The following is a 24957-nucleotide window of genomic DNA, read 5'->3' as shown; positions in this document are numbered from 1 at the left end:
CGGTACCGGAGACCGGATGCCCGGCCGGGATCGTCACATCGGCGGCCGAGTGACACGGGCGAGCAGGGCCGCTCGGTGCGCAGGATCGAGAACGGGTGCGGGGACACGTGTCCTCGATGCCACGCCCGGCATCCGGTACCGGAGACCGGATGCCCGGCCGGGATCGTCACATCGGCGACCGACTGGCACGGGCGAGAACAACCGCTCAGGATCGAGCGCCGAACCTGCCTACGGACCCCGATCAGCTCGGCGTGGTGAGGGTTTCCCGGAGCAGGCGGGGCCGGTCGCGTTCCTGCTCGTCGAGCAGGGCGAAGTAGCGGCGGAGCATGAGGATCGCGGTGGTGGCCAGGCCCGCGGTGAGGCCCCACCAGACGCCCGATGCGCCGAGCCCGAGCGGGAACGCGAGCAGCAGGGCGACAGGCAGGCCGACGCCCCAATAGCCGATCAGGGAGAGGCGGAAGCCCGCGTTGGTCGCCTTGAGGCCGCGCAGCAGGCCGGTGCCGAGGTTCTGGGCGGCGTCGAAGAACTGCAGCACGATGCCGATCAGCAGCAGGGTGTGCGCGACCCGGATGGTCTCGGCGTCGGAGGAGTCCAGGAAAGGGCGCAGCACCAGATCCGGGGCGAGCACGTACACCGCGCCCGTCACGGCCGCGACCATCGCCGCATGCCGGAGCGCGAGCCAGGCCAGCGCGCGGGCGTGGGTGTGCTCGTCGCGGGCGACGGCGTCGCTGACCAGGATCGACGCACCGTGCGATAGTCCGATCGCGACCTGGAACACGATGTAGATGATCTGGTAGACGACGTTGTGCGCGGCCAGCGCCGCAGGCCCGATACTGCCCATGACCAGGGCAAGCACCGAGAACATGCCCGCCTCGGAGCCATAGGTGAGCGCGATCGGCGTGCCCAGCTTCAGCTCCGCCTTGACCGTCGCCGGTCGCACCGGCAGCGGAGTCAGCGGCAACGTCCGGCCGAGCCGGTCGTCGCGCCACACCATCGCCCAGAACACGCCGAAGGTGATCAGGAACACCAGCGATGTGGCGACGCCGATGCCGGTGAGTCCCAGCGCGGGCAGCCCGGCCTTGCCGTGGATGAAGCCGATTGCCAGCAGCAGGTTCAGCACCACCGACCCGAGGGTCACCAGCAGCAGCGCCTGCGGGCGCTGCATGCCGACGGTGTACTGGCGCAGCACTTGGAACCACAGGCAGGGCAGCAAGCCCGGCGCGAGCGCGACCATCAGCGGACGGGCGTCGGCGAGCACTCCCGGGTCCTGCCCGAGCCACGGCAGCACCCAGCCGAGTCCGATCAGCACCGCGCCGCCGAGTAGCCCGGCGACCGTGGCGATCAGGAAGCTCGACCGCAGCAGGTCCCTGATCTCCGGATCCGGCGAGTCGCCGCGCTTGCCCGCGGCGCTCACCGCTGTGGCGATCTGGTTGCCGCTGGCGGTGATCAACCCGACGCACATGGTGCGGATCTGGTTGAACAGCACGATCGCCAAGCCACCCGCGGCCACCTGCCGCACGCCGAGCGTGCCCATCAGCGCGATATTGGTGGTCGACACCGCGATCTGCGCCAGCTGGGTCAGCGCGATGGGCGTCGCGAGCGCGGTGAGCCGCCTGCCGTCGCCGTACCTCACCGCGCCTCCACGAGGGTGCGGCGAGCGGCGGGGGTGTACCGCCGCAGCATGTCCCGCACCTCGCGTTCGGTGTCGGCGCTCAGCAGGTTCCGGTCGTTCATCCACTCGTCGTCGAAGACGGTGTCCAGGTACTTCTCCCCGCCGTCGCACACGATGGTGACCACGGTGGAGCCGGGCGGGAACTCCTCCAGCCGGGCGAGTGCGGCGTGCACCGAGCCGCCCGCCGACCCCCCGATCATCAAGCCGAGTTCGGCCGCCACCGCGCGGGCGGTCGCGAACGCGGCCACATCGGAGACCTTCACGCCCTCGTCGAGCAGCGAATAGTCGACGGCGGTGCCGATGGTGGCGCCCGGCGGGGTGCCGGTGCCCGACTGCCAGTACGGACCGCCAGGCCCGCCGAAGGCGATCGAACCGACCGGCTCCACGCCGATCACGTACGGGACGCAGCCGAGCTGGCGCAGGCGAGTCGCGGTGCCGAACAGCGAACCGCCGGTGCCCACCGCCGACAGCAGGATGTCGACCCGCTCGACGTCCTCGAGCAGCTCCTCGGCCACCGCGTAGTAGCCGACCGCGTTGGCGTCGTTGTTGTGCTGCTCGGTGAAGTACGCGTCGTCGCTTTCGGCCGCCATCGCCTCGGCGAGATCCTCCCGCGCCGAGGTGGCCAGGTTGTCGTCGCCCTCGTCGGCGACGTACACCAGTTCCGCGCCCATCGCTCGCATCGCCCGCAGTTTGTCCTTACATGCGTGGTGGTCGACCACCGCGGTGAAGCGATACCCACGTTCGGCAGCCACTACCGCCAGGCCGAGCCCGGTGTTCCCGGACGTGGATTCGATGATATGCCCGCCACTGCTCAGCAAACCCCGTCGCTCGGCGTCGAGCACCATTTCGCGCGCCATTCTGATCTTGGCCGCGCCGGTCGGGTTGAACTGCTCGAGTTTCAGCAGTAAGCGGGTGCCCGTCGCGGTAGCCGCGAGCTCGAACAGCGGCGTGCGGCCGATCAGATCCGTCACACGCGTGACGAGCGGCATTGATTTCTCCTCGTTCGTTTCGGGGGAAGTGGGGGTCAGCTTCCGTCGCGAGTCCAGCGGAAGCGGCCGTCTGGTGCGTCGTGCAGCACGACTTTCGGCGGTATGGGCAGTTCGTGAAAGGGGGACTCGTTCGAATCCATCTGGTAGCCAGCGGTATTCGGGTAGATCAGCAGGTCGCCGACCTCGGCTCCGCGGGGCAGCGGCACCCGGCGCCAGCTGAGCATGTCGGAATCCAGGCAGGTGGCCGCGCCGACGCTGGTCGGCGTCGGTGTGCCAGGGCGCGCGGGCCACAGCAGCGGATCGGGCAGATACTCGCTGTCGAACCACTGCTCGGAGAGACTCAGGCTGGTGCCGTCGACCGTGAGCAGCCGGTAGGACTGCCCGTGCGCGTGCCTGGTCTTGCTGCCCTGGACGCGGAAGACGGTGCATCCCGCGTGCGCGAGCAGGGCGCGTCCTGGTTCGATGGCGAGCCGGATACCGTTGTCCCGCAACCGCCCGGCGAGATCGTCGTGGTCGAGGATCTGTGTGAGCATGGCCGCGCCCGGTACCGCGAAGTGGTAGGGATAGTACGAGTCGAAGGACTTCCCCGAGTGGAACCAGTGCCTGCCGACGCGCTCGCTGAACGCCGCCGCCTCCTCCGCCGGGACGTAGTCGACGCCGAACCCGCCGCCGATCGACACCGTGGCGGCCGGATGCCCGAGCGTGCGCGCGTGCAGACAACGCGCGATCAGCGCGCCCGCGAGTTCCGCGCGTGCCACCGCGTCGTAACCGGACAGGTGAAAGCTGAAGCCTTCCAGACGGATCGACTCACGAGCACCGAATGCCTCGAGAGCGTCGTCGATTTCGTCATCGGTCATGCCGAACCGGCTCGCCGAAGCGGCGGGCAGGACGCGTAGCAGCACGCGCGCGGGGTTCGCAGGTGCGGCCAGAGCCGCGAGCCGGTCGAGTTCCCCGACGTCGTCTACGGCGATCAGCGCACCGTGCCGGGCCGCCAACCAGAGCAGTTCGTCCGACTTGGCCGGGCCGGTCACCATGAGCTCGTCACCGCGAACACCCTGCGACAGCGCGGCGGTCAGCTCGCCGACGCTGGCGACGTCCACGCCCGCACCGTGCTCGGCGCAAGCACGTGCGACACACGCGGCCTTGTTCGCCTTCTTGCCGTAGTAGATCGTGCCCTGCACCTCGGCTCGATCGAAGGCGGCCCGGAATTCTCGGATGTTGTGCGCCACGCGCGCCGGAAACATGACGTGGAATGGCCCGCCCATCGCAAAGGCGATGTCGCCCAGCAGGTTCGGGTCATCGAGGAGGCGACGCTCCCACGGATCGAGATGCGCGGGCATCGGCTCCGCGCTGATCGACTTCTGCGCGTCGTGCACGGTGCTGATCGAGCCCGGCATGTCATGCGCTGCGCCGACCGGTTCGTGCGTGTCCCGAGTCGCGTTGAGCGAGTCGTGCGCGAGCTGGACCGTGCTGACGGATCCAGGCGTGTCATGTGCTGCGCTGATCGGATCGTGCGCGGGCTGCACGGCGGTCATCGGGTCATGCACCGCGTCATCGGCTGCGGCAGCGAGGACCTCGGGGCCGTCGGCAGCCGAGGTCACGCTGCCGACGTCCGCCTCTAGTCCCATAGCGGCACCTCCATCCCGCGCCCCTCGGCGATCGCCCGCTCGGCAAGGGCGTGGGCGACCGCGATGTCGGTGAGCACCAGTCCGCTGTTGTAGACGAAGATCCGTTCGTCGTCCGAGCCTCGCGCCACCGCACGGCGGCTCAGGATCTGCGGCAGCTCGGCGTCCACCGGGCGCAGCGTCCCGTCCGGGCCCACCATGTCGGTGCCGGTCAGCGCCATCTGCTCGGCGCTGGTAGCGATCACCCGATCGGCGTCGACCAGCGTCGAGGGCGCGAGCCCGTAACCGACCAGCACCGCTACCGAACCCGGTGCCAGATCGGTGGATTCGAGCGCGACCTCGGTGCCGGGTCCCGCGGTGGCCAGCACGACGTCGGCGGTCGCCGCGGCGGCCCGTGCGTCCGGCACCGTCTCGAGCAGTGCGTGCGGGAAGTGCTCGGCGAGCTCGCGGTGCACGGCCGCCAGCCCATCGGGGTGCGTCCCGTAGACCATCAGCTTGCGCAGCTGCGGGTTCGCGGCGAGCAGATGCGGAAGGGCGTTGCGGCCCTGGGTGCCGGTGCCGATCAGCAGCACGCTCTCCGCGCCGCGACGGACGGTCTCACGCACCAGCAACGCCGACACCGCCGGGGTGCGCAGCGCGCCGACCCTGGCGCAGTCCATCATCGCGATCGGCGCGCCGGTGGCGTCGTCGTAGAGCGTGATGGTCGTGTAGTACCGCTTCGTGCTGCGGTCGTGGCCGGGGTCGAACTTGTAGGAGGTCTTCATCGCGACCACGCGCCTGCGGCCGTCCCTGCCGAGCATGGCGTAGGCGACCGACCAGCCGTCCGGATTCGCGACGCTGAGCTTGCGCGGGTTGTCCGAATCGCCCGCCGCGAAGGCCAGATACGCCTCTTCCACCGCGCGCACGACCGCCGACGGTGTGATCGGCACGTCGGCCAGGTCGCTGCGGCTCAGCACCCGCAGGGGTGTGCTTCGGTCACGGGTGTTCAACGGGTCCTCGATCATTCGGTACTGCTCGCTCTCGAGTGCCGCTCTCGACCGGCAGGATGCCCGCCGCTCGGAACGGGGCAACAATTTGTTGCCCGTACCCATTCTCGTCGGCTTCCTCGGCCCGCCGCCGTCGTTCCGGAAGCCGGATGTTCACTCGCTTGAGCCATCGGTCGGTGCCGTCGTACCGTGCGGTGAACGGCACCCGGCCGTGCACGGCGACGTCGTTGTCCACCAGCAACAGCTCGCCGGGGGCCAGCGCGGCGGTCACGCAGACGCGTTCGAGTTCCGCGGTGAGTTGTTCGTAGGCCGCACGGAATTCGGGGTCGGCGTCCTCGAGCGGGGTGTATGCCGGGTCGTAGCGCATGGTCTGCTCGGCTGCGCCCGCCGCACTCCACAGCGTGGGAATCTGTGTGGCCGAGTACCTTTCGTGCCCGTCGCCGTAGGACACGTCCGGCAGGATCGGCAGTGTGGGTGTGCTGAGCAGTTCGCGCTGCTCGCTGGATAGCTCGACGCGGCGTACCGAGGAAACCGTGGTGCCGACCAGATCCGGGTTGCGCAGGCAAGCGAGCATCAGCAGATTGGCCCGGCGCGGATGGAACGCGTCCTCGGTGTGCGGGCTCAGCAGCGTTTTGCTGCTGGCGCCGGACTGTTCGTGCTCGTGACCGGCCGCAGGAACGATGTTGTTGACCAGCCGCCCGTCCTGTTGGCCTTGCCAGCCGAACGGCTCTCCGGCGCTGCGGGCGAGCAGCAGCATGACGAGGTCGAATTCGAACGAGTGTGCGCGCATCGCGGGATCGCCACTCCATCGCGCGGCTTCCCGCCAGCTCGGCGGCGTCGGCCCGAATTCGTTGTCGGACAGCGGAAGACGACTGACGATCGTGGCGCCCGTTGTGGTGGCCGGCGGGCGCATGGCATGGCGCACCTCGGCGGGGAGTTCCGCGGCGCGGGCATCGATCTGCTCGATCAGCGCCGGATCGGTGAGCGTGCGTGCGGCGGCGGCCGGATCGGCGAGTCTGGCGTCGAGTGTGGCGCAAATCTCTCTGGCGAGTTCGCGCACCGCCGAGCCTGCTCCGTCGGGCAGCTCGCGTCGTTCGAGATTCTGTGGGTGAAGCGTCTTACGTTCGGAGAGAACGCTTTTCACCAGGAGTCCCTTCTTCGCATCGGTTCGAAAAGCAGGGTGACGATCGAACTGCGAAGGTAGCCGTTCCGGCTGGGTAAAGCAAGGCTTACCTAAGCGCGTCGGCGAGAAAAATAGCCGATTTGCATAACTTCGATCCGACGAGGCTAGGTCGTGGATGGGGTGTCTTGCTGCTGTTTTGCGGGTTTGCCGGTGGTGTGCCTTTGTGCTGCCGTTTTGCTGCCGTATCGGCGAGTCGTCCGACGGATTAGGCTAGCCTGTCCTGATCGACTTTGGTGATTATGCGGTATCGCGGTTGGGTTAGTCCAGGAATGAGGGCAGGACAATGGCTTTGAATCGGCGGCAGCTATTGCGGTCGAGTCTCGGAGTGGGGGCGGTGCTGCTGGTCGCCGCCTGTTCCGACGGCGCGGACTCGTCCGGGCCGGCCCGGCGCGGTGGCACGCTGCGCGTCGGCGCGCTCGGCACATCGGCTCGGCTGGAACGCGATCCGCACGCCAACCTCAGCAACGACAGCGACTTCCTGATCACCTCACTGGTCTACGACGCCCTGACCGTGCCGGGCGCCGACCCGAACGTCGCGCCCCGCCTGGCTACCCGGTGGGAGCCGGACGCCGACCGGCGGCGCTGGAGCTTCACCCTCGCCGAGAACGCGACTTTCCACGACGGATCGCCGGTGGCGTCCGAGGATGTCGTGTGGTCGCTGCGGCGGCTGCGCACGGTCGGCGGCGCGTCGAAGATGCCGGTGGCCGTCGAGGACATCACGGCCGACGGACCGAACCGGGTGGTGCTCGCGGTGCCCGAGCCGAATACCCAGCTGCCGCTGCTGGTCCGGTTGATGACCTTCACCGTGCAGAAGGACACCACGGACTTCACCAAAGCCATCGGCAGCGGACCGTTCCGCCTGGAGTCCTACCAGGGTGGCAATGCCCGGCTGGTGCGCAACGACCAGTGGCACGGCACGCCGCCGCTGCTGGACGCCATCGAGATCACAATGTTCGAGAGCGTGACCGCGCTGGGCAACGCGGTACTCGGCGGGCAGATCGATCTCGCCTCCAATGTCGGCGCCATCGCGGGCCGCACCGCCGAAGGCCGCGGCGACCTGGCGGTGGTGCGCCGCCCGAACGACACGGTGGTCGGCGTCGCCATGCGCACCTCCGACGGTCCGTTCGCGGACGCGCGGGTGCGCACCGCGCTCCGGCTCGGCGTCGACCGCAATGCTTTGGTCACTCAGGTGCATTCGGGTTACGGGAAGGTCGCCAACGACATTCTCGGCACCGGCGATCCGGTCTACGACACCTCCATCGCACAGCGCACCCGCGACCTGGATCGCGCCAAGGCGCTGCTGCGCGAGGCGAACTTCGACACGGGACGGACCTACCCGTTCGTCACCAAGGCCGAGGCGCCAGGCGAAGTGGAATCGGCGAAGGTCATCGCCACGCAGCTGGCCGAGATCGGTGTCCGGCTCGAGGTGGTCACCCAGGAGCCGAACGCCTTCTACGACCAGACCTGGCTGAAGGCGCCGATCTACACGATCTCTTGGGGCACCAACGACTCCACGCTGTTCTTCGCCAGCAAGCTGTTGTCGAGCGGCTCAAATCGCAACGAAACCGCCTTCAAAGACGCGGCGTTCGATGCGGCGACGGCTAAAGCACTGGCTGCACATAGTGACTCGGAATACCAGCAGTCCGCGCGGGAGCTGCAGCGTATCCAGTACGACCGCGGCGGGTACCTGGTCTGGGGCATGGCCGACGGCATCGACATCGCGTCCTCCCGGGTGCGCGACCTGCCCACGCTCGGCGGGTTCGCCCGGGTCCAGCTGGAAAGGGCTTGGCTGGCCGGGTGATCTCCTTCGCACGACTTCTGCTCCGGCGCGCCGCCCTGCTGGTGGCGCTGCCGGCCAGCGTCTTCGTCGCCGTGGACCTGCTGCCGGGCAACACAGCCCGCGCCGTCCTCGGCCGCGAGGCCACACCGGAGCAGATCGCGGCCAAGGAACACCAGCTCGGTCTGGATCGTCCCCTGCCGGTGCGGTTCTGGGACTGGATATCGGGTGTCGCCACCGGCGATTTCGGCCATACCGCGCGGGGGCGTTCGGTGAACGAGTTGCTCGTCGACAAGTTCCCGCCGACGCTGCTGCTCGGTGGGCTCGCCTTGGCGCTTACCGTGCTCGCTTCGCTTGGGCTCGGTGCGTGGTGGGCGGCGCGGCCGGGCAGCGCGGCGACGCGCGTGTTGCAGCCGGCGACGACCACGGCGGTGGCGATTCCCGAGTTCGTGATCTCGACGGTGCTGATCCTGGTGTTCGCACTGGCACTCGGTTGGCTGCCCGCGGTCACCATTACCGACCGGTCCGGGTTCCCGGCCGGACCCGACATGCTGGTGTTGCCGGTGCTGGCACTGGCGCTGCCGCAGATCGGCTGGAACACCAGGGTGGTGCGGGCCGCGCTGGCCGATGCCGCCGAAGCTCCGCACGTGGAAAGCGCGGTGCTGGACGGGCTTTCCACCCGCGTCGTCCTGGCGCGGCACGTGCTGCCGTTCGCCCTGCCGACGATCGTCGCCAGCTTCGCCACCACGGTCGGGATGCTGCTCGGCGGCTCCCTGGTGGTCGAGACGATCTTCAACTATCCCGGTCTCGGCGCGGTGCTCGCCGGTTCGGTCGCCGACCGCGACACCTCGGTGGTCGCCGCGGTCGTCGCACTATCCGGCGTGGTGATCATGGGCATGCTCGCCGCCGCAGACGGCATCCGGGCGTGGTCGCTGCGGGGTCGGCGATGAACGGTGCGGGTTGCTGCACTCGCGAGGTGGTGGGAAATGCCGTGCGCGGGTACCGGATGCTTGATTGCTGTGCATCGGTGCGCGTCGGCAGGGTCGCGCTTCCGCTCTCGAGCTGTGGGCCCTCGGATTCGAGGTGTCAGTCGGTGTGCGGCGCGACCGTACGACTGGAACCGGTGTGGCCGGGGCCGGCCGCGCGCAGGGAGGAGGTCTGCGGATGATCGATTTTCGTTCGATCCCCGTCGTGCGTCCGGCGCGGCGATGGCTCGGCTTCTCGGCCATCGCGCCCGCAGTGGTGGTCACCGCGCTGGCGGTGCTGGGGCCGACGCTCGCGCCGCATCCGGCCGAGGAAGCGATCGGAATCCCGTTCGGCGATCCCGGCGGCGGCGCGGTGTTCGGCACCGACCGGCTCGGCCGCGACGTGTTCAGCCAGTTGCTCTACGGCGGGTGGGGACTGCTGCTGCTGTCGGCGGTCATCGCGGTGGTGGTGACCGGCACGGCGTGTGTGCTCGGCGTGGTGGCGGCGCTGCGCCCGCGGATCGGGGCAGTGATCGAACTCGGCACGGATTTCTTCATCCTGCTGCCCGCGGTGCTGGGCATCCTGCTCGTGCTGACCTCGTGGCCGGAGGCGGGCAGCGCCGGACTCGTCGTGTTGGCGCTGCTGTTCGGGGCTCCCTATTGCGCACGGATCTTTACGGCGGCAGCTGCCGGTGTCGCCGCGTCCGGATACGTGGAAAGCGCTCGAGCCGCGGGGGAGTCGCTGCCGTATCTGGTTTTCCGGGAGGTGATCCCGAATCTACGAGAAGTACTGACCACTCAGCTCGGTCTGCGTTTCGTGGCGGGGGTCTATCTCGTCAGCACCGCGTCGTTCCTGCATCTGCCCACCACGCTGGGCGCGAGCAACTGGGCGGTCATGGTGCGCGACAACGCCTCGGGCATGCTGCTCAATCCCTGGGCGGTGCTTGCTCCGAGCCTGGCGATCGCGATCGTCGCGGTGAGTGTGAACCTTGCGGTGTCGGCATTCGGACGAGGGGAGCGTGGGATGAACGCCGTCACGGCAGAAGCCGGCAGTGCCGGAGGGTCGCGCATTCCCGGTGCGGCGGTGCGGCGATGAGTGAACTCGTACTGGTCGACAACCTGACGGTCCTCGGCTCGAACGGACAGGAACTGGCCGGTCCCACGACCTTCCGGATACCGGCGGGCACGGTCACCGCCCTGACCGGTCCGTCCGGGTCGGGCAAGACCACGGTGATGCGTGCGCTGCTCGGGCACCTGCCGTCCGCCGCCGCACAGGCCACCGGTTCGGCCTGCGTAGCCGGACACGATGTGCTCACGCTGAATCACGATGCGCTGCGGCATTTTCGGCGGCGGCACATCGCCTTCGTGGCGCAAGACCCAGGTTCGGCGCTGAACCCGGTGATGCGCGTGCGTGCCCTGCTGCGCGAGGTGGCGCCGGATGTGTCCAAGGCGACGCTGACCGACACACTCGCGCTGGTCGGCCTGTCGCCGGACTATCTGCACCGCCGCCCCGGCGAGCTCTCCGGCGGCCAGCAGCGCCGGGTCGCCCTCGCCAGAGCGCTGATCCGCCGGACCGGCGTGCTGGTGCTCGACGAACCATTCGCCGGACTGCACGGCGCATTGCGCACCGATATCGCCGCTCGGCTCGCCGAACTGGCGCGCGAACGGTCAGTGGCGATCCTGCTCTCCGGGCACGACACCGCACTCGTGCACTCGATCGCCGACGATGTGGTCGAACTCGGCGCCGTCCATCCGGCATCCGGCCCAGTGCGTCCGGCCGAGGTGCTGCGGAATGGGAACGGCACGCCGACAAAGACGTCCGACGCGGGCAGAGCGTTGACTACCACACCCGCCGTAGGGATCACCGCTGATCCGAATGCTGCCGGCCGAATCGATGATCGGTCTCGTGCGGAGCCGGTGCCGGTGCTCGACGGCGCTCGTGCTCGGTTCGGTCACATGTCCGGTGTGGCACCACCACGCGAGCACCGCTTCGCCGACTCCAGTTCGGAGCGTGACGAACCGGTGCATGCTCGCGATCATGCGGGTGCTCTCCCGCACCGGGACAGCACGTCGCCGGACGATCACCTCAGCGCGGTCCAGGAGAGCTGGGGCGAAGGCACGGCACGTGGCCGACCAGTGGACCAGCTCGTCTTGCGTGCGCACGGAATCGGCGCATCTGTCGACGGTCACCAGGTACTCGCGGGCATCGATCTCGCGCTAGGCGCGGGTGCGGCGCTGGCGGTGGTCGGCGCGTCCGGCGCGGGCAAGACCACCTTGGCGCGTGTCATCGCGGGACTGCATCCGTGCGCGACCGGTTCGCTCGAACTGCGCGGAAATCCGATCGCGGTAGGGGCTCGCAGGCGCCGCCGTTACGGCGCGGGCGGTATTCAGCTGGTCACCCAGAACCCCAGATCGGCGCTCAATCCCCGGCGCACCGTCGCGCAAACGCTCGGTCGGCCGCTGCGCCGCATCGGGCGCGTCCCCAGACGTGACATTCCGCAGCGCGTCGCCGAGCTCCTCGCGTCGGTCGAACTGCCCGCCGACTCGGCCGCCCGCTATCCGCATGAGCTGTCCGGTGGCCAACGTCAACGCGTCGCGCTGGCCCGAGCCCTCGCCGCCGAACCCGCAGTGCTGCTGTGCGACGAGATCACCTCCGCGCTCGACCACGCCACCACCGCCGCGATCATGGCTCTGCTGGACCGCATTCGCGCCGAGCGCGACACCGCCCTGTTGGTCATCACCCACGACATGTCGCTGGTCGCCGAATACTGCCCGCGACTGCTCGTCCTCGATCACGGGCGCATCGTCGAATCCGGCTACACCAGAATGGTTCTCGCCGCGCCGACGCACACCGCGACCAGCGAGCTGCTCGTGTGAGTTCGGCCAGGAGCGGCGCTCGCCGACCACAGCCTCTCGGTCCGACCGCGCTCTGGACATTCGTGTAGCGGTAGTCGTGAACCGAACACGAGCCGCTGCCTGCCGTGGCGCGTGGGAGACAACTGCTGATCGAGCATGCGATTCCTGCACACACGGCGGCACTGGGCGGTATGCGCCCGACACGCGCGAAGTGGCCTCGAGCACTTGTTATCCGCGAGCACCCGTCGTCATCTGGATCATGGGAGAGGTGGTGAAGAAGACCGGCGCCTTGGCCGCCGCCGTGGTGCTCCTCGGACTCGCCGGTTGCGGGATCGACCGCACCCCGATCCCGGAGGGCATTCCGCCCGGCCCCGGCACCCCGCTGCCCGTCATCGATCTGGACGCCCCCGGCCGCACCGCCCTCCAGTTGCGCGGCTGGGCCGACGACCAATCGGACCGGCTGGGCATCCCGTCGATCGCGCTGGAAGCCTACGGCTACGCGGCCGCCGTGATGACCAGGGCGCGTCCCGACTGCGGCATCGCGTGGACGACGCTCGCGGGCATCGCCAGCGTGGAGAGCAAACACGGCACCCACCGCGGGTCGGCGGTCGGCGACGACGGCGCGGTCCATCCGCCCATCATCGGCATCGCGTTGGACGGCTCGCCCGGCGTCGCCCTGATCAAGGACACCGACGGCGGCGCACTCGACGGCGACCCCACACACGACCGCGCCGTCGGCCCGCTGCAGTTCATTCCGGAGACCTGGAAGCGCTGGGGCGTGGACGCCAACGGAGACAATGTCGTCGACCCACAGAGCATCGACGACGCCGCGCTCACCGCCGCGCGCTACCTGTGCGTCAGCGGCGGCGATCTCACCTCCGAGCACGGCTGGCAACGTGCCTTGCTCACCTACAACCAGTCGCGCGGGTACCTGCTCACCGTGCGCGATCGGGCCGCAAGCTACAGCGTCGGGCGCCGCGTGTGATCGGCTGTGTCCAGTCTGCGGTGCTCGCGCATGCCCTTCGTGGTCACGCGGGCCGCCTGCTCCGCGCCTGTTGCTCGCGCGGCGGTGTCTGATGTCGCGGTGCTCGCGCGGGCTCTTCGTGGTCACGCAAGCTGCCTCCTGCGGCCCGTTGCTCGCGCGGCGGTGTCTGATGTCGCGGTGTTCGCGCGGGCCCTCCGTGGCTACATGAGCTTCCGCCTCCACGGCCGTCACTCACACCGCGGGTTCCCCGGAGTGCCGGTTACCCGCCGCGCCGTGGGGACGATAGGCTCGCAGCGCACGGCCCACCCGTAAGACCCACCGTGTCAGCAGCCGAAGGAGTGTCGTTTTCGTGGCCATCATCGAACAGGTCGGAGCTCGCGAGATCCTGGATTCGCGCGGTAACCCCACCGTCGAGGTCGAGATCGCTCTCGACGACGGCACCCTGACCCGGGCTGCCGTGCCTTCCGGCGCGTCCACCGGCGAGCACGAGGCCGTCGAACTGCGTGACGGCGGCGAGCGCTACGGCGGCAAGGGGGTGCGCAAGGCCGTCGAGGGTGTGCTCGACGAGATCGCGCCTGCCGTCATCGGCTTGGACGCCGTCGAGCAGCGCAGCGTCGACCAGGTGCTGCTGGACCTGGACGGCACCCAGGACAAGTCCCGCCTCGGCGCCAACGCCCTGCTCGGCGTCTCGCTGGCGGTGGCGCGCGCGGCCGCCGAGTCCTCCGGGCTGGAGCTGTTCCGCTACCTCGGTGGTCCGAACGCGCACGTGCTGCCCGTCCCGATGATGAACATCCTCAACGGCGGCGCGCACGCCGACACCGGCGTGGACGTCCAGGAGTTCATGGTCGCCCCGATCGGCGCGCCGACCTTCAAGGAGTCGCTGCGCTGGGGCGCGGAGGTCTACCACGCGCTCAAGTCGGTGCTGAAGTCCAAGGGCCTGGCCACCGGTCTCGGCGACGAGGGCGGTTTCGCGCCCGACGTAGCCGGCACCAAGGCGGCGCTGGACCTGATCAGCGAGGCCATCGGCAAGACCGGTCTGAAGCTGGGCAGCGATGTGGCGCTCGCGCTGGACGTCGCGGCGACCGAGTTCTTCACCACGGGCAGCGGCTACAAGTTCGAGGGCGTCGTGCGGTCGGCCGAGGAGATGGCGCAGTTCTACGCCGACCTGCTGGCCGGTTACCCGCTGGTGTCCATCGAGGACCCGCTGTCGGAGGACGACTGGGACGGCTGGGTGACGCTGACCGACCAGATCGGCGACAAGATCCAGCTCGTCGGCGACGACCTGTTCGTCACCAACCCGGAGCGCCTGGAAGAGGGCATAGCCAAGGGCGCCGCCAATGCGCTGCTGGTGAAGGTGAACCAGATCGGCACCCTCACCGAGACGTTGGACGCGGTCGAGCTGGCGCACCGCAACGGGTACAAGACGATGATGTCGCACCGGTCCGGCGAGACCGAGGACACCACCATCGCCGACCTGGCCGTGGCGGTCGGCAGCGGCCAGATCAAGACCGGCGCCCCCGCGCGCAGCGAGCGCGTCGCCAAGTACAACCAGCTGCTGCGCATCGAGGACGCGCTCGGTGATTCGGCGCGCTACGCCGGCGACGTCGCCTTCCCGCGTTTCGCGTTCGAAGGCTGAATATCCAAGGTATGAGATGACGGAGCGACGTGCGCGTGGGACCAGTCCGGCCGGACGAGGGGACCGCCGCACGTCGCGTGCCGCCGGATCACGCCCGGCCGATGCCGCGGCCAAACGCGGCCGCCGACGCTCGGATGCCGCGGAGAAGAAGCCGGGACCGCGCAAGCGCGAACCGAGTTCGCGCGGCGACCAGCACGACCACACCATTCTCGGGCTGTCCACCGGAAAAGCGGTGATCCTCGCGATGGTGGTGTGCGCGCTCGCGCTCACCCTCGCCGTGCCGATGCGCACGTATTTCACCCAGCGCGCCGAGGCGGCGCAGCTGGCGCGCCAGCGCGAGGAGCTGGAGGCGGATCTGGCCCGGTTACGTGATCGCCGTGCGCAGCAACAAGATCCGGCTTACATCCGGACCGAGGCGCGGGATCGGCTGCGCCTGGTGATGCCGGGGGAGACGCCCTATATCGTGCAGATCCCCGGCATCGAGGCGCCCGCGCCGCCTCCGGCGCCCACCAAAGCCAGGGAACCGGACCCGTGGTACACCGAATTGTGGCGCAGCATCTCCGAGCCGCAGCCGACGCAGGCGGCTGCGCCACCGCAAGCACCGGAAGGACCTAGGTGACCGCACCCACCGACCAGGATCTCGCGATCATCGCCGAGCAGCTGGGCCGCGCGCCGCGCGGTGTGCTCGCCATCGCCTACCGCACCCCGGACGGGATCCCGGCCGTTGTGAAGACCGCGCCGCGGCTGCCGGACGGCACCCCCTTCCCGACCCTCTACTACCTGACCGATCCGCGGCTGACGGCCGAGGCGAGCAGGCAGGAATCCGCGGGCGTGATGCGCGAGATGACCGAGCGGCTCGGCGCCGACCCGGAATTGGCCGCCGCCTACCACGCGGCCCATGAGAGCTATTTGGCCGAGCGCGACGAGATCGAGTCGCTCGGCACCGATTTCACCGGTGGCGGAATGCCGGAGCGGGTCAAGTGCCTGCATGTGCTGATCGCGCACGCGCTGGCCAAGGGGCCCGGAGTGAACCCATTCGGCGACGAGGCGGTGGCGCTGGCCGCCGACCACGGCCTGCGCGGCACCGCGATTCCGGCCGACTGGCCGAGGTATCAGCCGACTGGCCATGCAGAGACTGGAGGCAGCAATGAGTGACCGGGTAGCCGCCGTGGACTGCGGCACGAACTCCATCCGACTGCTGATCGCCGACGTGCTCGGCGACGGACACCTGGCCGACGTGCACCGGGAGATGCGCATCGTCCGGCTCGGCCAGGGCGTCGACGCGACCGGTTCGCTCGCCCCGGAGGCAATCGAACGCACCCGCGCCGCGTTGGCCGACTATGTGGCGCTGATGCGCGAGGCCGGGGTCAGCCGTGTGCGCATGGTAGCCACGTCCGCCACCAGGGACGCTGCCAACCGGGAAGACTTCTTCGCCATGGCGCGCGCGGAGCTCGGCACCGTGGTGGCGGGCGCCGAAGCCGAGGTGATCACCGGCGACGAGGAGGCGCGTCTGTCATTCGCCGGCGCGATCGGCGAATTGTCCAGTGCGGCAGGACCTTTCGTTGTCGTTGACCTCGGTGGCGGATCGACCGAGCTGGTATTCGGAGACAGCGCGGGCGTGCGGGCCGCGTTCTCCGCGGATATCGGTTGCGTGCGGATCACCGAGCGCTGCCTGGCGGGCAATCCGCCGACCGCGGAACAGATCGCGGCCGCCCGCGCCTTCGCCACCGAACGGCTCGGGGAGGCGTTCACCCACGTCCCCGTGGAAGGGGCGCACACCTGGGTCGGCGTGGCCGGAACAATGACCACCATTGCCGCGGTAGCGCTCGACCTCCCGGAATACGACTCGGAGAAGGTTCACCTCACCCGGCTCAGCCTCGAGCAGGTACACGATGTCTGCGGCAGGCTGACCGCCATGGACCATGACCAGCGCGCCGCGCTCGGCCCGATGCACCCGGGCCGGGTGGACGTGATCGGCGGCGGCGCGGTGATCACCGAGGTGCTGGCGGAAGAATTGTCCCGCCGCGCGGGCATCTCGGAGCTGGTCGTCAGCGAGCACGACATCCTCGACGGCATCGCCCTGTCCATCGCCTGACCCACCGCGCGGACGCCGTCAGGTAATCGAACCCACTTCGGCGCGAGCGGCCGCGCGGCGTGCCTTGCCGACCGCGATATCGGCCAGCCTGGACAGCGATTCCTTGTTGCGCGGCACCAGCAGCAATTCCTGGACGACGGTGGGTATCAGCGCGCCGAGTCCGTGTTTCGAGTGCTCGTACATGCGGACCTCGGTTTCACCTGTCGGCGTCGCGACGAGTTCCAGGCGAATCCACGCCGAGCCGAGCGGACTGAGCTTGGCCTCCAGTTCGAGCATGCGCGGCGGGGCCGCCGCGACCACTTCGGTGGTGTCGTCCACCGTGAGCGGCCACACGCCCGCGCTGTAGTGCAGCCGGGAGCCGACCGCGGGCCAGTCGTCGTCGACATCGCGAATGTGTGTCGCGCCGACCACCCAGGCCGAGAACAGCCACCCGTCGGCCAAGACGGTGAAGATCTCCTCCGGTGTCGCCGGGACGGTGGTTTCCACGTGAACCATCAGCACAACGCTTTCTCGGGTTCGGGTCGGGTGGTCGCGCTGGTCGGCCTCTCTTTTGTCGAGTGCCCGGTGGTATTCGAAGCAAACACCGGGACAAGTTGTGAACAGAACAAACGAATATCTTCCCAGCGCCCACCGCCGTGTGATCGTCGGAAGATGGTTGAAGCGGCAACATCGCATGAATCAGCAGCCACACGGACACTGTTCGGCCACCCGATCGGGCTGGCCAACCTGTTCGGCGTCGAGCTCTGGGAGCGTTTCTCGTTCTACGGGATGGTTACCATCCTTGGGTACTACCTGTACTACTCGGCCGCCGACGGCGGACTGGGACTGGCCAAGGGCACCGCCGTCGGGATCGTCGGCGCGTACGGCGGCCTGGTCTATCTGTCCACCGTGCTCGGCGGGTGGATCGCCGACCGGCTGCTCGGCATGGAGCGCACGCTGTTCTACGGCGGCGTCGTGGTCATGGCCGGGCACATTGCGCTGGCCGTGCTGCCGGGACTGTCCGGCGTGGGGGCAGGCCTGATGTTGGTCGCGCTGGGCAGCGGTGGGCTGAAGGCCAACGCCTCCTCGCTACTGGGCACCCTCTATCCGAAGGGTGACGCGCGCGCCGCGGGCGGCTTCACGCTGTTCTATCTGGGCATCAATCTCGGCGCCTTCAGCGGCCCGCTGCTCACCGGCCTGCTGCAGACCCATGCCGGCTTCCACTACGGCTTCGGTGCGGCGGCGATCGGCATGGCATTCGGACTCGCCCAGTACATGGTGTTCCGCCGCAATCTCGGCACGCACGGCCGCGAGGTGCCGAATCCGCTCCCGCGTACGGCCATCCGACCCCTGGCCGCGGCGCTGGCCGGGGGCGTGCTGCTTGTCGTGCTGGTATGGATGACCGGTCTGATCACACTGGACAGGCTGCCCGCGGTGACGACCGGCGTCATCGTCGCCGCGTCGGTCGCGTACTTCGCCGTGCTGCTCACCAGCGCGAAAGTGACCCCATTCGAGCGCAGCCGGGTGCGCGCGTTCCTTCCGTTGTTCATCGCCAACGCCGTGTTCTTCTCGCTGTTCAAGCAGATCTTCACGGTGCTGGCGGTCTACTCCGACGAACGGATGAACTGGCGCATCTTCGGCTGGACCGCGCCGTCCAGCTGGATCGGCTCCGTTCAGCCGGTCTGGGTCATCCTGCTCTCGCCGGTGTTCGCGCTCCTGTGGACCAAACTGGGACAGCGGGCACCGAGCACGCCGCGGAAATTCGCGCTCGGCGTGATCGGCATGGGCGCGGCGTTCTGGTTGTTCGTGCCCATGTCCGGCACCACCGGGCGCGCCGTGCCCGCACTGCTCGTGCTGGCGATCATGGCCGTGTTCGCGATCTCCGAACTGCTGCTGTCGCCGGTGGGACTTGCGGTCACCACCCAGCTGGCACCGGAAGCTTTCCGGGCGCAGATGATGGCGCTGTATTTTTTCTCTATTGGCATCGGAACCTCGATGTCGGGTACTTTGGCTCGGTTCTATGACCCAGGCCACGAATTCGCCTACTTCGGTATCACCGGAACGGTCGTGGTGTGCGCGGGACTGATCGTCGCCTCTGTCGCACCGCGGATCAGCAAGTTCATGGTGGGCGTGCATTGACGCGCCGCCGGGGTACAGAACAGATGCACATCAGCGCTGATGAAGGAGAACCAGTGACGAACCCAAGGCCACAAGCCGAGACGGGTGATGTCTCGTCTCGATGGGGCGGCATGTTCCGCACCAAGTCCATCGAGCAGTCGATCCGTGACACCGACGAGCCCGACTCGAAACTCCGTAAGGACCTCACCGCCTGGGACCTCACCATCTTCGGCGTGGCCGTGGTGGTCGGCGCGGGCATCTTCACGCTCACCGCCCGCACCGCGGGCAATGTGGCGGGTCCCTCCGTCTCGCTCGCCTTCGTCTTCGCCGCCATCGCCTGCGGGTTGACCGCGCTGTGCTACGCCGAGTTCGCCTCGACCGTTCCCGTGGCGGGCAGTGCGTACACCTACTCCTACGCCACCTTCGGCGAGCTCGTCGCGTGGATCATCGGCTGGGACCTGATCCTGGAGTTCTCGCTCGCCGTCGCGGTGGTGGCCAAAGGCTGGTCGCAGTATCTCGGCGAGGTACTCGGCACCACCTCACCGGTCGCGCACTTCGGCTCGGTGAGCTTCGACTGGGGCGCGGTGCTGCTGATCACGGTACTGGGCGTGCTGCTCGCGACGGGCACGAAATTGTCCTCCCGGGTGTCGGCGCTGGCGGTGGCGATCAAGCTGGGCGTGATCGCGCTTGTGCTGGTCGTCGGCGTCACCTACTTCAAGTCCTCGAACCTCTCGCCGTACATCCCACCGTCGCAACCCGGCGAACGAGGCGAGGGACTGCGGCAATCGCTGTTCTCCTATCTGACCGGGGCCGGGCACAGCAACTTCGGCTGGTACGGCCTGCTCGCGGCGGCCAGCCTGGTGTTCTTCGCGTTCATCGGCTTCGACGTCGTCGCCACGACGGCCGAAGAGACCAGGAATCCCCAGCGCGCGGTGCCGCGCGGCATTCTCGGGTCGCTGCTCATCGTCACCGTCCTGTACGTGGCGGTGGCGCTGGTGCTCACCGGCATGGTGTCCTACACCGAGCTGGCCGGTACCGACGCCACCTTGGCGACGGCGTTCGCGATCCATGGCGCGGACTGGGCGAAGAACATCATCTCGATCGGCGCGCTCGCCGGGCTCACCACGGTGGTCATGGTCATGTACCTGGGGCAGACCCGGGTGCTGTTCGCGATGGCGCGCGACGGCCTGGTGCCGCGCAAGCTCGCGCACACCGGCAAGCACGGCACGCCGGTCCGCGTCACCGTGCTCGTCGGTGTGTCGTGCGCGCTGCTGGCCGGGTTCGTGGACTTCGGCACGCTGGAGGAGATGGTCAACATCGGGACGCTGTTCGCGTTCGTGCTGGTCTCGGTGGGCGTGCTCATCCTGCGCCGCACCCGCCCCGATCTGCCGCGCGGCTTCCGCGTTCCGCTCGTTCCGGTGATTCCCATCCTCGCGGTGTTGTCCTGCCTGTGGCTGATGCTCAACCTGTCGGTGGAGACCTGGTTGCGGTTCGTGGTGTGGATGGCGATCGGCTTCGTCATCTACTTCAGCTACTCCCGGCGTAACTCCCTGCTCGGGAAAACCCCGGTCGCGTAAGGACCCCGCAGGACGACTCCGTCCGCAGCTTCGCGCTGGGCGGCGTAGCGGCTGCCGCTGGGTGATGCTCATCCGGGCCGAAGGGAAGGCGAGGCAGCCGCTTGGCCGTATGCCGTGTTCGGCTATCCGGTAACTGCGGATAGCCTGGCGCGGTGTCGCAGCGCGAGTTGGTTGTGCTCGGGACCGCTAGCCAGGTGCCGACGAAACAGCGAAACCACAACGGGTATCTCCTGCGGTGGGATGACGAGGCGATTCTCTTCGACCCGGGCGAGGGAACACAGCGGCAGATGACGTATGCCGGTGTCTCGGTCACGGGGTTGACGAGGATCGCCATCACCCATTTCCACGGCGACCACAGTCTCGGGCTGGCCGGGGTGGTGCAGCGGATCAATCTCGATCGGGTGCCGCATCCGGTCGACGTGTGGTTTCCGGCGTCGGGGGCCGCGTACTACGACCGGCTGGTCAACGCGACGTCCTACTATCACCGCGCCGAGCTGCGGCCGCGCCCCATCGCCGGACCGGGCACCGTGGATCTGCCCGAGGCGCCGTTCACGGTGACCGCGGTCCGGCTCTCGCATCCGGTCGACACCTTCGGCTACCGGCTCAGTGAGCCGCCCGGTCGACGCATTCTGCCCGACCGGCTGCACGCTCTCGGGCTGCGCGGCCCGGTCATCTCCGAACTCCAACGCAGCGGCAGCGTCGAGTTGGCCGGCCGGACAATCACTCTCGACGAGATCAGCGAGTCGCGGCCCGGCCAGAGCTTCGCTTTCGTGATGGACACCCGTTTGTGCTCCGGCGTCCAGGAACTCGCCGCCGACGTCGACATGCTCGTCATCGAGGCCACCTTCCTGGACGCCGACGAGCACCTGGCCACCGAATACGGCCACCTGACCGCGGGCCAGGCCGCCCGAGCCGCCGCCGACGCCGGTGCGCGCACCCTGGTCCTCACCCACTTCTCCCAGCGCTACCGCGACCTGGACGAACACCTGGCCGAAGCATCGAAGTACTTCACCGGCGAGATCCACATCGCCACCGACCTCACCCGCATCCCGCTGCCGCCCCGTCGCTGACACGCCGACGGCCGACACGCCGACGGTCGAAATTCTCCGCGCCAGTCCGGTCGCGAACGCTAACACCAGCCCGCCGCTGCCGATCTAGTTCTCTGGGACGCCTGCCACCACCGGGCCCAAACACCGGCCACCACCCCTGGTCGCACCACCGCGCCACCCCCCGTCCGGCCACGGCAGACGCCCCGCCACCCGGCGAATTGCCGGAATTCCGGTACAGCCGTACGACTCGGTACGCTGTCCCGGACGCCCCTATAGCCCAATTGGCAGAGGCAGCGGACTTAAAATCCGCCCAGTGTCGGTTCGAGTCCGACTGGGGGCACTACGAGACCTCCCGCGAGTGGCACACCACGGAGAGGTCTTCTCGCGTTTCGCCGCAGCCGTGTGCCACTCACGGCTTGATCCCGGGGGTTGCTGGGTGGGGGCCGAGGCAGCCGAGGATGAAACAGCCTGGGGGCCAGTTGGCGAATGGGGCGGACATGGGGGTGCCGAGGCAGGACAGTGGGTTGCAGCCTGGGTAGGCCATCGGGCCGATGCCGAGGGCGGCGAGGGTGGCGTTCGGGTTCGAGATCATCGGGTCGGATAGCTGGATATCGGATTGCTGTTCGTAGGGGCGCGAGTCGGGTAGGCGGGGTTCGCGGAAGGCGGCGCCGACTGCGCGTAGCACGTCGTGCGGGAAGCTCAGTGCGCTGCCGGGGACGGTGACGCCGGTCCAACTGACCATCAATCCGAGGCTCGGCACGATGAAATTGTCCTGGCGCATCATGCCCGACATCTGCATCGCGTCCGGTGGGAGGCCGGGAAAGTAGTTGGTACATTCCGGTCCATTGACCACGAACAGGAACCCGTAGCACGGGTTGGTCTGGCCTGGCCGACCGGCCTCCGCCAAATACTCCGCCGAAATGATCTGATTGCCGCCCCAATTGCCGCGGTTGGTGAGCAGCAGGCCGAGCTTGGCGAAGTCGTCGGGTGGTAGCAGTAGGTGTGCGTAGCCGTAAGTGTTTCCGCTGCGGTCGCGGCCCCAGAAGTAGTCGGTGCGCGGAATGCCCAGCGGGTCGAACAGTTTTCGTTGCGCGTATGCCTGAAAGTCCGCGCCGACCGCTCGCTGGATGATGTAGACGAGCAGATCGACGGCGCGCTGACTGTAGCGCCACTCGATGCCCTGTTGCTGGTCGATCGGCATCGCCAACGCCTGCGCCACCACATTCGGGTCGAGTTGCGCCAATCCGGTTATGCCCTCGGATGCCACCGCCACCTGCATACCGGAGGATTCGAGCAGCAGATTCCGCACCGTGATCGCGCGATGTCCGGCATCACCGAGCTCGGGTGGCAGATACGCGCCGATCGGGTCGTCGAGCCGCAGCCGCTGCTCGTCCACCGCGATCCCGGCGACCATCGCCACCACACTCTTGGTGCTACTCCACAGATTCCACGGCACACCGGCGGCCCGCGCGTTGTCCGGGCCCGCCGCGATCAGACAGTTGTTCCGAAACACCTGCAGCGTCGTGCGGGTCGGATCCGCCGCGAACGCCACCGCACGCCGCAGCGCCGCCGAATCGATTCCGACCTCCTCCGGCGTCGCAGTCTCGGGTACCCGTCCGCTGCTGACCGCGCAGTGCTTCAGCTCGCCCGGCGCGGCCTGCGCGGCCACCGGCGCACCGATCCCGAGCATGAGTGCGCTCGCCGTAATGGCAGTCACCAGAACACTTCTCAAACCACGGCCCACGCCGGCCTCCACTGTCGACGAACTCAACCGGCTCATCGCCCCCAACCCACCCCCGGTTACCGCCCTGAGCGCCCCCACTTATTGGGGCGGACCTGCGCAAACCCCTATTCACCCCAGACCGATTCGGCGCGTCCGTCCACGTTTGGTACGAGTGCCCGACGCCGCGTGAACCCGGGTGAATCGCTGCCTATGGCCCGTCCGCACGGCAGTGCTGGCTGGCTTCGTGAGGCATCGACTTACTTGTGAAACTCGCGTACTCTCGTGAGACTTTGGTGGTACCGTACGAAAGGTTGCCGAGATGGCCAGCACGCCAAGGGTTCTCAAGCTGTCCTTCGAATTCCATGTCGCTGCAGACAGCATCAGTAACATTCAGGGTCGTCACTTGGAACGGGCCGTGGACCGTATCGAGACGGCTGTTCGCACGATGGGAGCCGATGCTTTTCCGTGGGCCGATCGGCTTGTCGTCAATCGAGAGTGGAATTACGCATGGTGGGCGAACACCGATCTTGCGCATGATGAGTACGAACTGCCCGCGAATGAGTACAACGCCCCATAAGGCCGGCGCAGTTTCTACTGCCTACCCACCCCGGGGCTGGTGGGCGACACCGTCACGTGACCGGCCGAGCACGGTCGCCGTGACGATGCGTATGCGCGGTGCTACTCGGGCAATCCGAGTCCTCCGGCCAGCATCGGCCAGGACCGATAGAACGCGTCCTGCCAGTAGCCCCAGGAGTGGGTGCCTGCGGGCTGGAAATCGAATGTGGCGGGAATGTTCAGCTCGTTCAGGCGGGTCTGCAGATTGCGCGTGCACCAATTGGTGGCGGCCTCGATGACGCCGCCGATGACGAGCTGGTTACCCAGGCCGTACGGCGTTTTGTTCAGGGTGAACCGGCTGGTCATCGTGTCGTGCGGGCCCGGAAGGCCGCTGCCGGTCGACATGAAGATCTTCGTCCCGCGCAAACCTTCCGCGTTGAGCACCGGATCGTTGGCTGCCCATGCGGGATCGTCGTCCTCGCCGTACATGTTCCGGACGTCCCCGCCGCCCCACGTTTCGACGACCAGCTTGACGAACTGCTTGCCGATCGGATCGGAGATCTGTGCGCAACCGCTGTAACCTGCTGCGGCTGCGTAGAGTCCCGGCTTGGCTTCCGCCATCTGCAGGATCGCGGTGGCGGTCATCGAGTTCGCCGAGATGGCATTGACGCCGTTCGTGCCGAGCGCCTTGTCGATCAACGGTGGCAGTTCCTCGGTGAAGAACGTGCGCCATTTGTTGTTGCCGAGTACCGGATCCGACTGCTTCCAATCGGCGTAGTACGCAAAGGGGCCACCGACCGGCATCACTATGTTGACATCTTTGGTGGCAAGGAAATCGCCCACGTTGGTGTTGCCCCACCAGGTCGCCAGATCGACGCCGCCACCGGCGCCGTTGACGAGGTAGAGCGCCGGGCGGGGCTGCGAAGCGTCCTTGGGGCGCTGCACCTTGACCGCGATGTTCGTGTCCATCGCCGCGGAGTAGACCTCCAGCGAGATATTGCGGCCGTTGATCGCTCCGGAGACGATCTTCGAGCCGTCGGCGGCAACCGGGGACGCCAGTAGCGCCTTGGCGGCGATGATGGGGTCGGTTTCTTCGGCGACCGCGCTGCCGCTACCCAATGCCGTGCTCAACACGGCTGCGACCACTCCCGCAAGCGCAAATGTCTTAACGCGTCGAATCGACTTGC

Annotated in this window: 21 protein-coding genes and 1 tRNA gene; 14 read left to right on the top strand and 8 right to left on the bottom strand. The window is 68.3% G+C overall.

Annotated features, from left to right (window positions below):
• Positions 1-241 precede the first annotated feature (241 nt).
• The 5 genes from NA4_RS10900 to NA4_RS10880 all read right to left on the bottom strand — a co-directional run bounded on the left by NA4_RS10900 (position 242) and on the right by NA4_RS10880 (position 6416).
• The gene (locus NA4_RS10900; protein WP_067468000.1) at positions 242-1633 is read right to left on the bottom strand and encodes an MATE family efflux transporter; all 1392 of its coding nucleotides are present in this window, start codon (positions 1631-1633) and stop codon (positions 242-244) included.
• Positions 1630-2661, bottom strand: a complete 1032-nt coding sequence (locus tag NA4_RS10895; protein ID WP_067467997.1) for a PLP-dependent cysteine synthase family protein — start codon at positions 2659-2661, stop codon at positions 1630-1632. The genes NA4_RS10900 and NA4_RS10895 overlap by 4 nt, the downstream gene beginning before the upstream one ends.
• A gap of 35 nt (positions 2662-2696) precedes the next feature.
• A complete protein-coding gene (locus NA4_RS10890; protein WP_067468069.1) occupies positions 2697-4058 on the bottom strand; it encodes an alanine racemase in 1362 nt (453 codons plus the stop codon).
• Between the two features lie 221 nt (positions 4059-4279).
• Positions 4280-5290 carry an ornithine cyclodeaminase family protein gene (locus tag NA4_RS10885; protein ID WP_174552924.1) on the bottom strand — a complete coding sequence of 337 codons (1011 nt, stop codon included), beginning with the start codon at positions 5288-5290 and terminating at the stop codon, positions 4280-4282.
• The gene (locus NA4_RS10880; protein WP_084496968.1) at positions 5262-6416 is read right to left on the bottom strand and encodes a TauD/TfdA family dioxygenase; all 1155 of its coding nucleotides are present in this window, start codon (positions 6414-6416) and stop codon (positions 5262-5264) included. The genes NA4_RS10885 and NA4_RS10880 overlap by 29 nt, the downstream gene beginning before the upstream one ends.
• A gap of 322 nt (positions 6417-6738) precedes the next feature.
• Here NA4_RS10880 and NA4_RS10875 point away from each other — a divergent pair, with 322 nt between their 5' ends.
• The 9 genes from NA4_RS10875 (at position 6739) to NA4_RS10835 (ending at position 16769) form a co-directional block, all read left to right on the top strand.
• On the top strand, positions 6739-8256 hold the full coding sequence (locus NA4_RS10875; RefSeq protein ID WP_067467994.1) for an ABC transporter substrate-binding protein: 1518 nt from the start codon (positions 6739-6741) through the stop codon (positions 8254-8256).
• Positions 8253-9182, top strand: coding sequence for an ABC transporter permease (locus NA4_RS10870; protein ID WP_245671265.1), 930 nt, complete (start codon positions 8253-8255; stop codon positions 9180-9182). The genes NA4_RS10875 and NA4_RS10870 overlap by 4 nt, the downstream gene beginning before the upstream one ends.
• Before the next feature lie 214 nt (positions 9183-9396).
• Entirely contained in the window at positions 9397-10293 is an 897-nt protein-coding gene (locus NA4_RS10865) for an ABC transporter permease (RefSeq protein ID WP_067468057.1), read from the top strand.
• Complete coding sequence (locus NA4_RS42520; RefSeq protein WP_245671263.1) at positions 10290-12074, top strand: ABC transporter ATP-binding protein; 1785 nt, start codon at positions 10290-10292, stop codon at positions 12072-12074. Before NA4_RS10865 ends, NA4_RS42520 begins: the two co-directional genes overlap by 4 nt.
• Positions 12075-12312: 238 nt before the next feature.
• The gene (locus NA4_RS10855; protein WP_067467991.1) at positions 12313-13038 is read left to right on the top strand and encodes a lytic transglycosylase domain-containing protein; all 726 of its coding nucleotides are present in this window, start codon (positions 12313-12315) and stop codon (positions 13036-13038) included.
• Positions 13039-13387: 349 nt separating this feature from the next.
• Positions 13388-14674: a phosphopyruvate hydratase gene (eno, locus tag NA4_RS10850; RefSeq protein ID WP_067467988.1), complete on the top strand. Its 1287-nt coding sequence runs from the start codon at positions 13388-13390 to the stop codon at positions 14672-14674.
• Positions 14675-14690: 16 nt separating this feature from the next.
• Positions 14691-15293, top strand: coding sequence for an FtsB family cell division protein (locus NA4_RS10845; protein WP_067467985.1), 603 nt, complete (start codon positions 14691-14693; stop codon positions 15291-15293).
• Positions 15290-15829, top strand: a complete 540-nt coding sequence (locus NA4_RS10840; protein ID WP_067467983.1) for a DUF501 domain-containing protein — start codon at positions 15290-15292, stop codon at positions 15827-15829. The genes NA4_RS10845 and NA4_RS10840 overlap by 4 nt, the downstream gene beginning before the upstream one ends.
• On the top strand, positions 15822-16769 hold the full coding sequence (locus NA4_RS10835) for a Ppx/GppA phosphatase family protein (RefSeq protein ID WP_067467980.1): 948 nt from the start codon (positions 15822-15824) through the stop codon (positions 16767-16769). Before NA4_RS10840 ends, NA4_RS10835 begins: the two co-directional genes overlap by 8 nt.
• Before the next feature lie 18 nt (positions 16770-16787).
• On the opposite strand, the gene NA4_RS10830 is transcribed toward NA4_RS10835, so the two are convergent.
• A complete protein-coding gene (locus NA4_RS10830) occupies positions 16788-17264 on the bottom strand; it encodes an SRPBCC family protein (RefSeq protein WP_067467977.1) in 477 nt (158 codons plus the stop codon).
• Positions 17265-17420: 156 nt separating this feature from the next.
• On the opposite strand from NA4_RS10830, the gene NA4_RS10825 reads away from it, so the two are divergent.
• The 4 genes from NA4_RS10825 (at position 17421) to NA4_RS10810 (ending at position 21832) form a co-directional block, all read left to right on the top strand.
• Entirely contained in the window at positions 17421-18887 is a 1467-nt protein-coding gene (locus tag NA4_RS10825) for a peptide MFS transporter (protein WP_084496967.1), read from the top strand.
• Positions 18888-18997: 110 nt separating this feature from the next.
• A complete protein-coding gene (locus NA4_RS10820) occupies positions 18998-20443 on the top strand; it encodes an amino acid permease (protein WP_067467968.1) in 1446 nt (481 codons plus the stop codon).
• A 152-nt stretch (positions 20444-20595) separates the two neighbouring features.
• On the top strand, positions 20596-21513 hold the full coding sequence (locus NA4_RS10815; protein WP_067467965.1) for a ribonuclease Z: 918 nt from the start codon (positions 20596-20598) through the stop codon (positions 21511-21513).
• Between the two features lie 245 nt (positions 21514-21758).
• Positions 21759-21832 (top strand) — tRNA-Leu (locus NA4_RS10810).
• Positions 21833-21901: 69 nt separating this feature from the next.
• Here NA4_RS10810 and NA4_RS10805 read toward each other — a convergent pair.
• Positions 21902-23209: a serine hydrolase domain-containing protein gene (locus NA4_RS10805; RefSeq protein ID WP_245671261.1), complete on the bottom strand. Its 1308-nt coding sequence runs from the start codon at positions 23207-23209 to the stop codon at positions 21902-21904.
• Between the two features lie 325 nt (positions 23210-23534).
• Here NA4_RS10805 and NA4_RS10800 point away from each other — a divergent pair, with 325 nt between their 5' ends.
• The gene (locus NA4_RS10800) at positions 23535-23792 is read left to right on the top strand and encodes a hypothetical protein (protein ID WP_067467961.1); all 258 of its coding nucleotides are present in this window, start codon (positions 23535-23537) and stop codon (positions 23790-23792) included.
• A gap of 101 nt (positions 23793-23893) precedes the next feature.
• Here NA4_RS10800 and NA4_RS10795 read toward each other — a convergent pair whose 3' ends face one another.
• On the bottom strand, positions 23894-24916 hold the full coding sequence (locus NA4_RS10795; RefSeq protein ID WP_067467960.1) for an alpha/beta hydrolase: 1023 nt from the start codon (positions 24914-24916) through the stop codon (positions 23894-23896).
• Positions 24917-24957: the final 41 nt, after the last annotated feature.

The organism is Nocardia amamiensis NBRC 102102 (assembly GCF_001612745.1).
In the GTDB taxonomy this organism is placed as follows: Bacteria; Actinomycetota; Actinomycetes; order Mycobacteriales; family Mycobacteriaceae; genus Nocardia; species Nocardia amamiensis.
This window is presented reverse-complemented; position numbering and strand designations above follow the sequence as displayed.

Coding starts and splice junctions, on each gene's coding strand:
- NA4_RS10830 (WP_067467977.1), bottom strand. CDS start 17,264: ATGGTTCACGTGGAAACCACCGTCCCGGCGACACCGGAGGAGATCTTC.
- NA4_RS10845 (WP_067467985.1), top strand. CDS start 14,691: ATGACGGAGCGACGTGCGCGTGGGACCAGTCCGGCCGGACGAGGGGAC.
- NA4_RS10865 (WP_067468057.1), top strand. CDS start 9,397: ATGATCGATTTTCGTTCGATCCCCGTCGTGCGTCCGGCGCGGCGATGG.
- NA4_RS10875 (WP_067467994.1), top strand. CDS start 6,739: ATGGCTTTGAATCGGCGGCAGCTATTGCGGTCGAGTCTCGGAGTGGGG.
- NA4_RS10800 (WP_067467961.1), top strand. CDS start 23,535: ATGGCCAGCACGCCAAGGGTTCTCAAGCTGTCCTTCGAATTCCATGTC.
- NA4_RS10885 (WP_174552924.1), bottom strand. CDS start 5,290: ATGATCGAGGACCCGTTGAACACCCGTGACCGAAGCACACCCCTGCGG.
- NA4_RS42520 (WP_245671263.1), top strand. CDS start 10,290: ATGAGTGAACTCGTACTGGTCGACAACCTGACGGTCCTCGGCTCGAAC.
- NA4_RS10820 (WP_067467968.1), top strand. CDS start 18,998: ATGTTCCGCACCAAGTCCATCGAGCAGTCGATCCGTGACACCGACGAG.
- NA4_RS10855 (WP_067467991.1), top strand. CDS start 12,313: ATGGGAGAGGTGGTGAAGAAGACCGGCGCCTTGGCCGCCGCCGTGGTG.
- NA4_RS10825 (WP_084496967.1), top strand. CDS start 17,421: ATGGTTGAAGCGGCAACATCGCATGAATCAGCAGCCACACGGACACTG.
- NA4_RS10890 (WP_067468069.1), bottom strand. CDS start 4,058: ATGCCGGGCTCGATCAGCACCGTGCACGACGCGCAGAAGTCGATCAGC.
- NA4_RS10835 (WP_067467980.1), top strand. CDS start 15,822: ATGAGTGACCGGGTAGCCGCCGTGGACTGCGGCACGAACTCCATCCGA.
- NA4_RS10895 (WP_067467997.1), bottom strand. CDS start 2,661: ATGCCGCTCGTCACGCGTGTGACGGATCTGATCGGCCGCACGCCGCTG.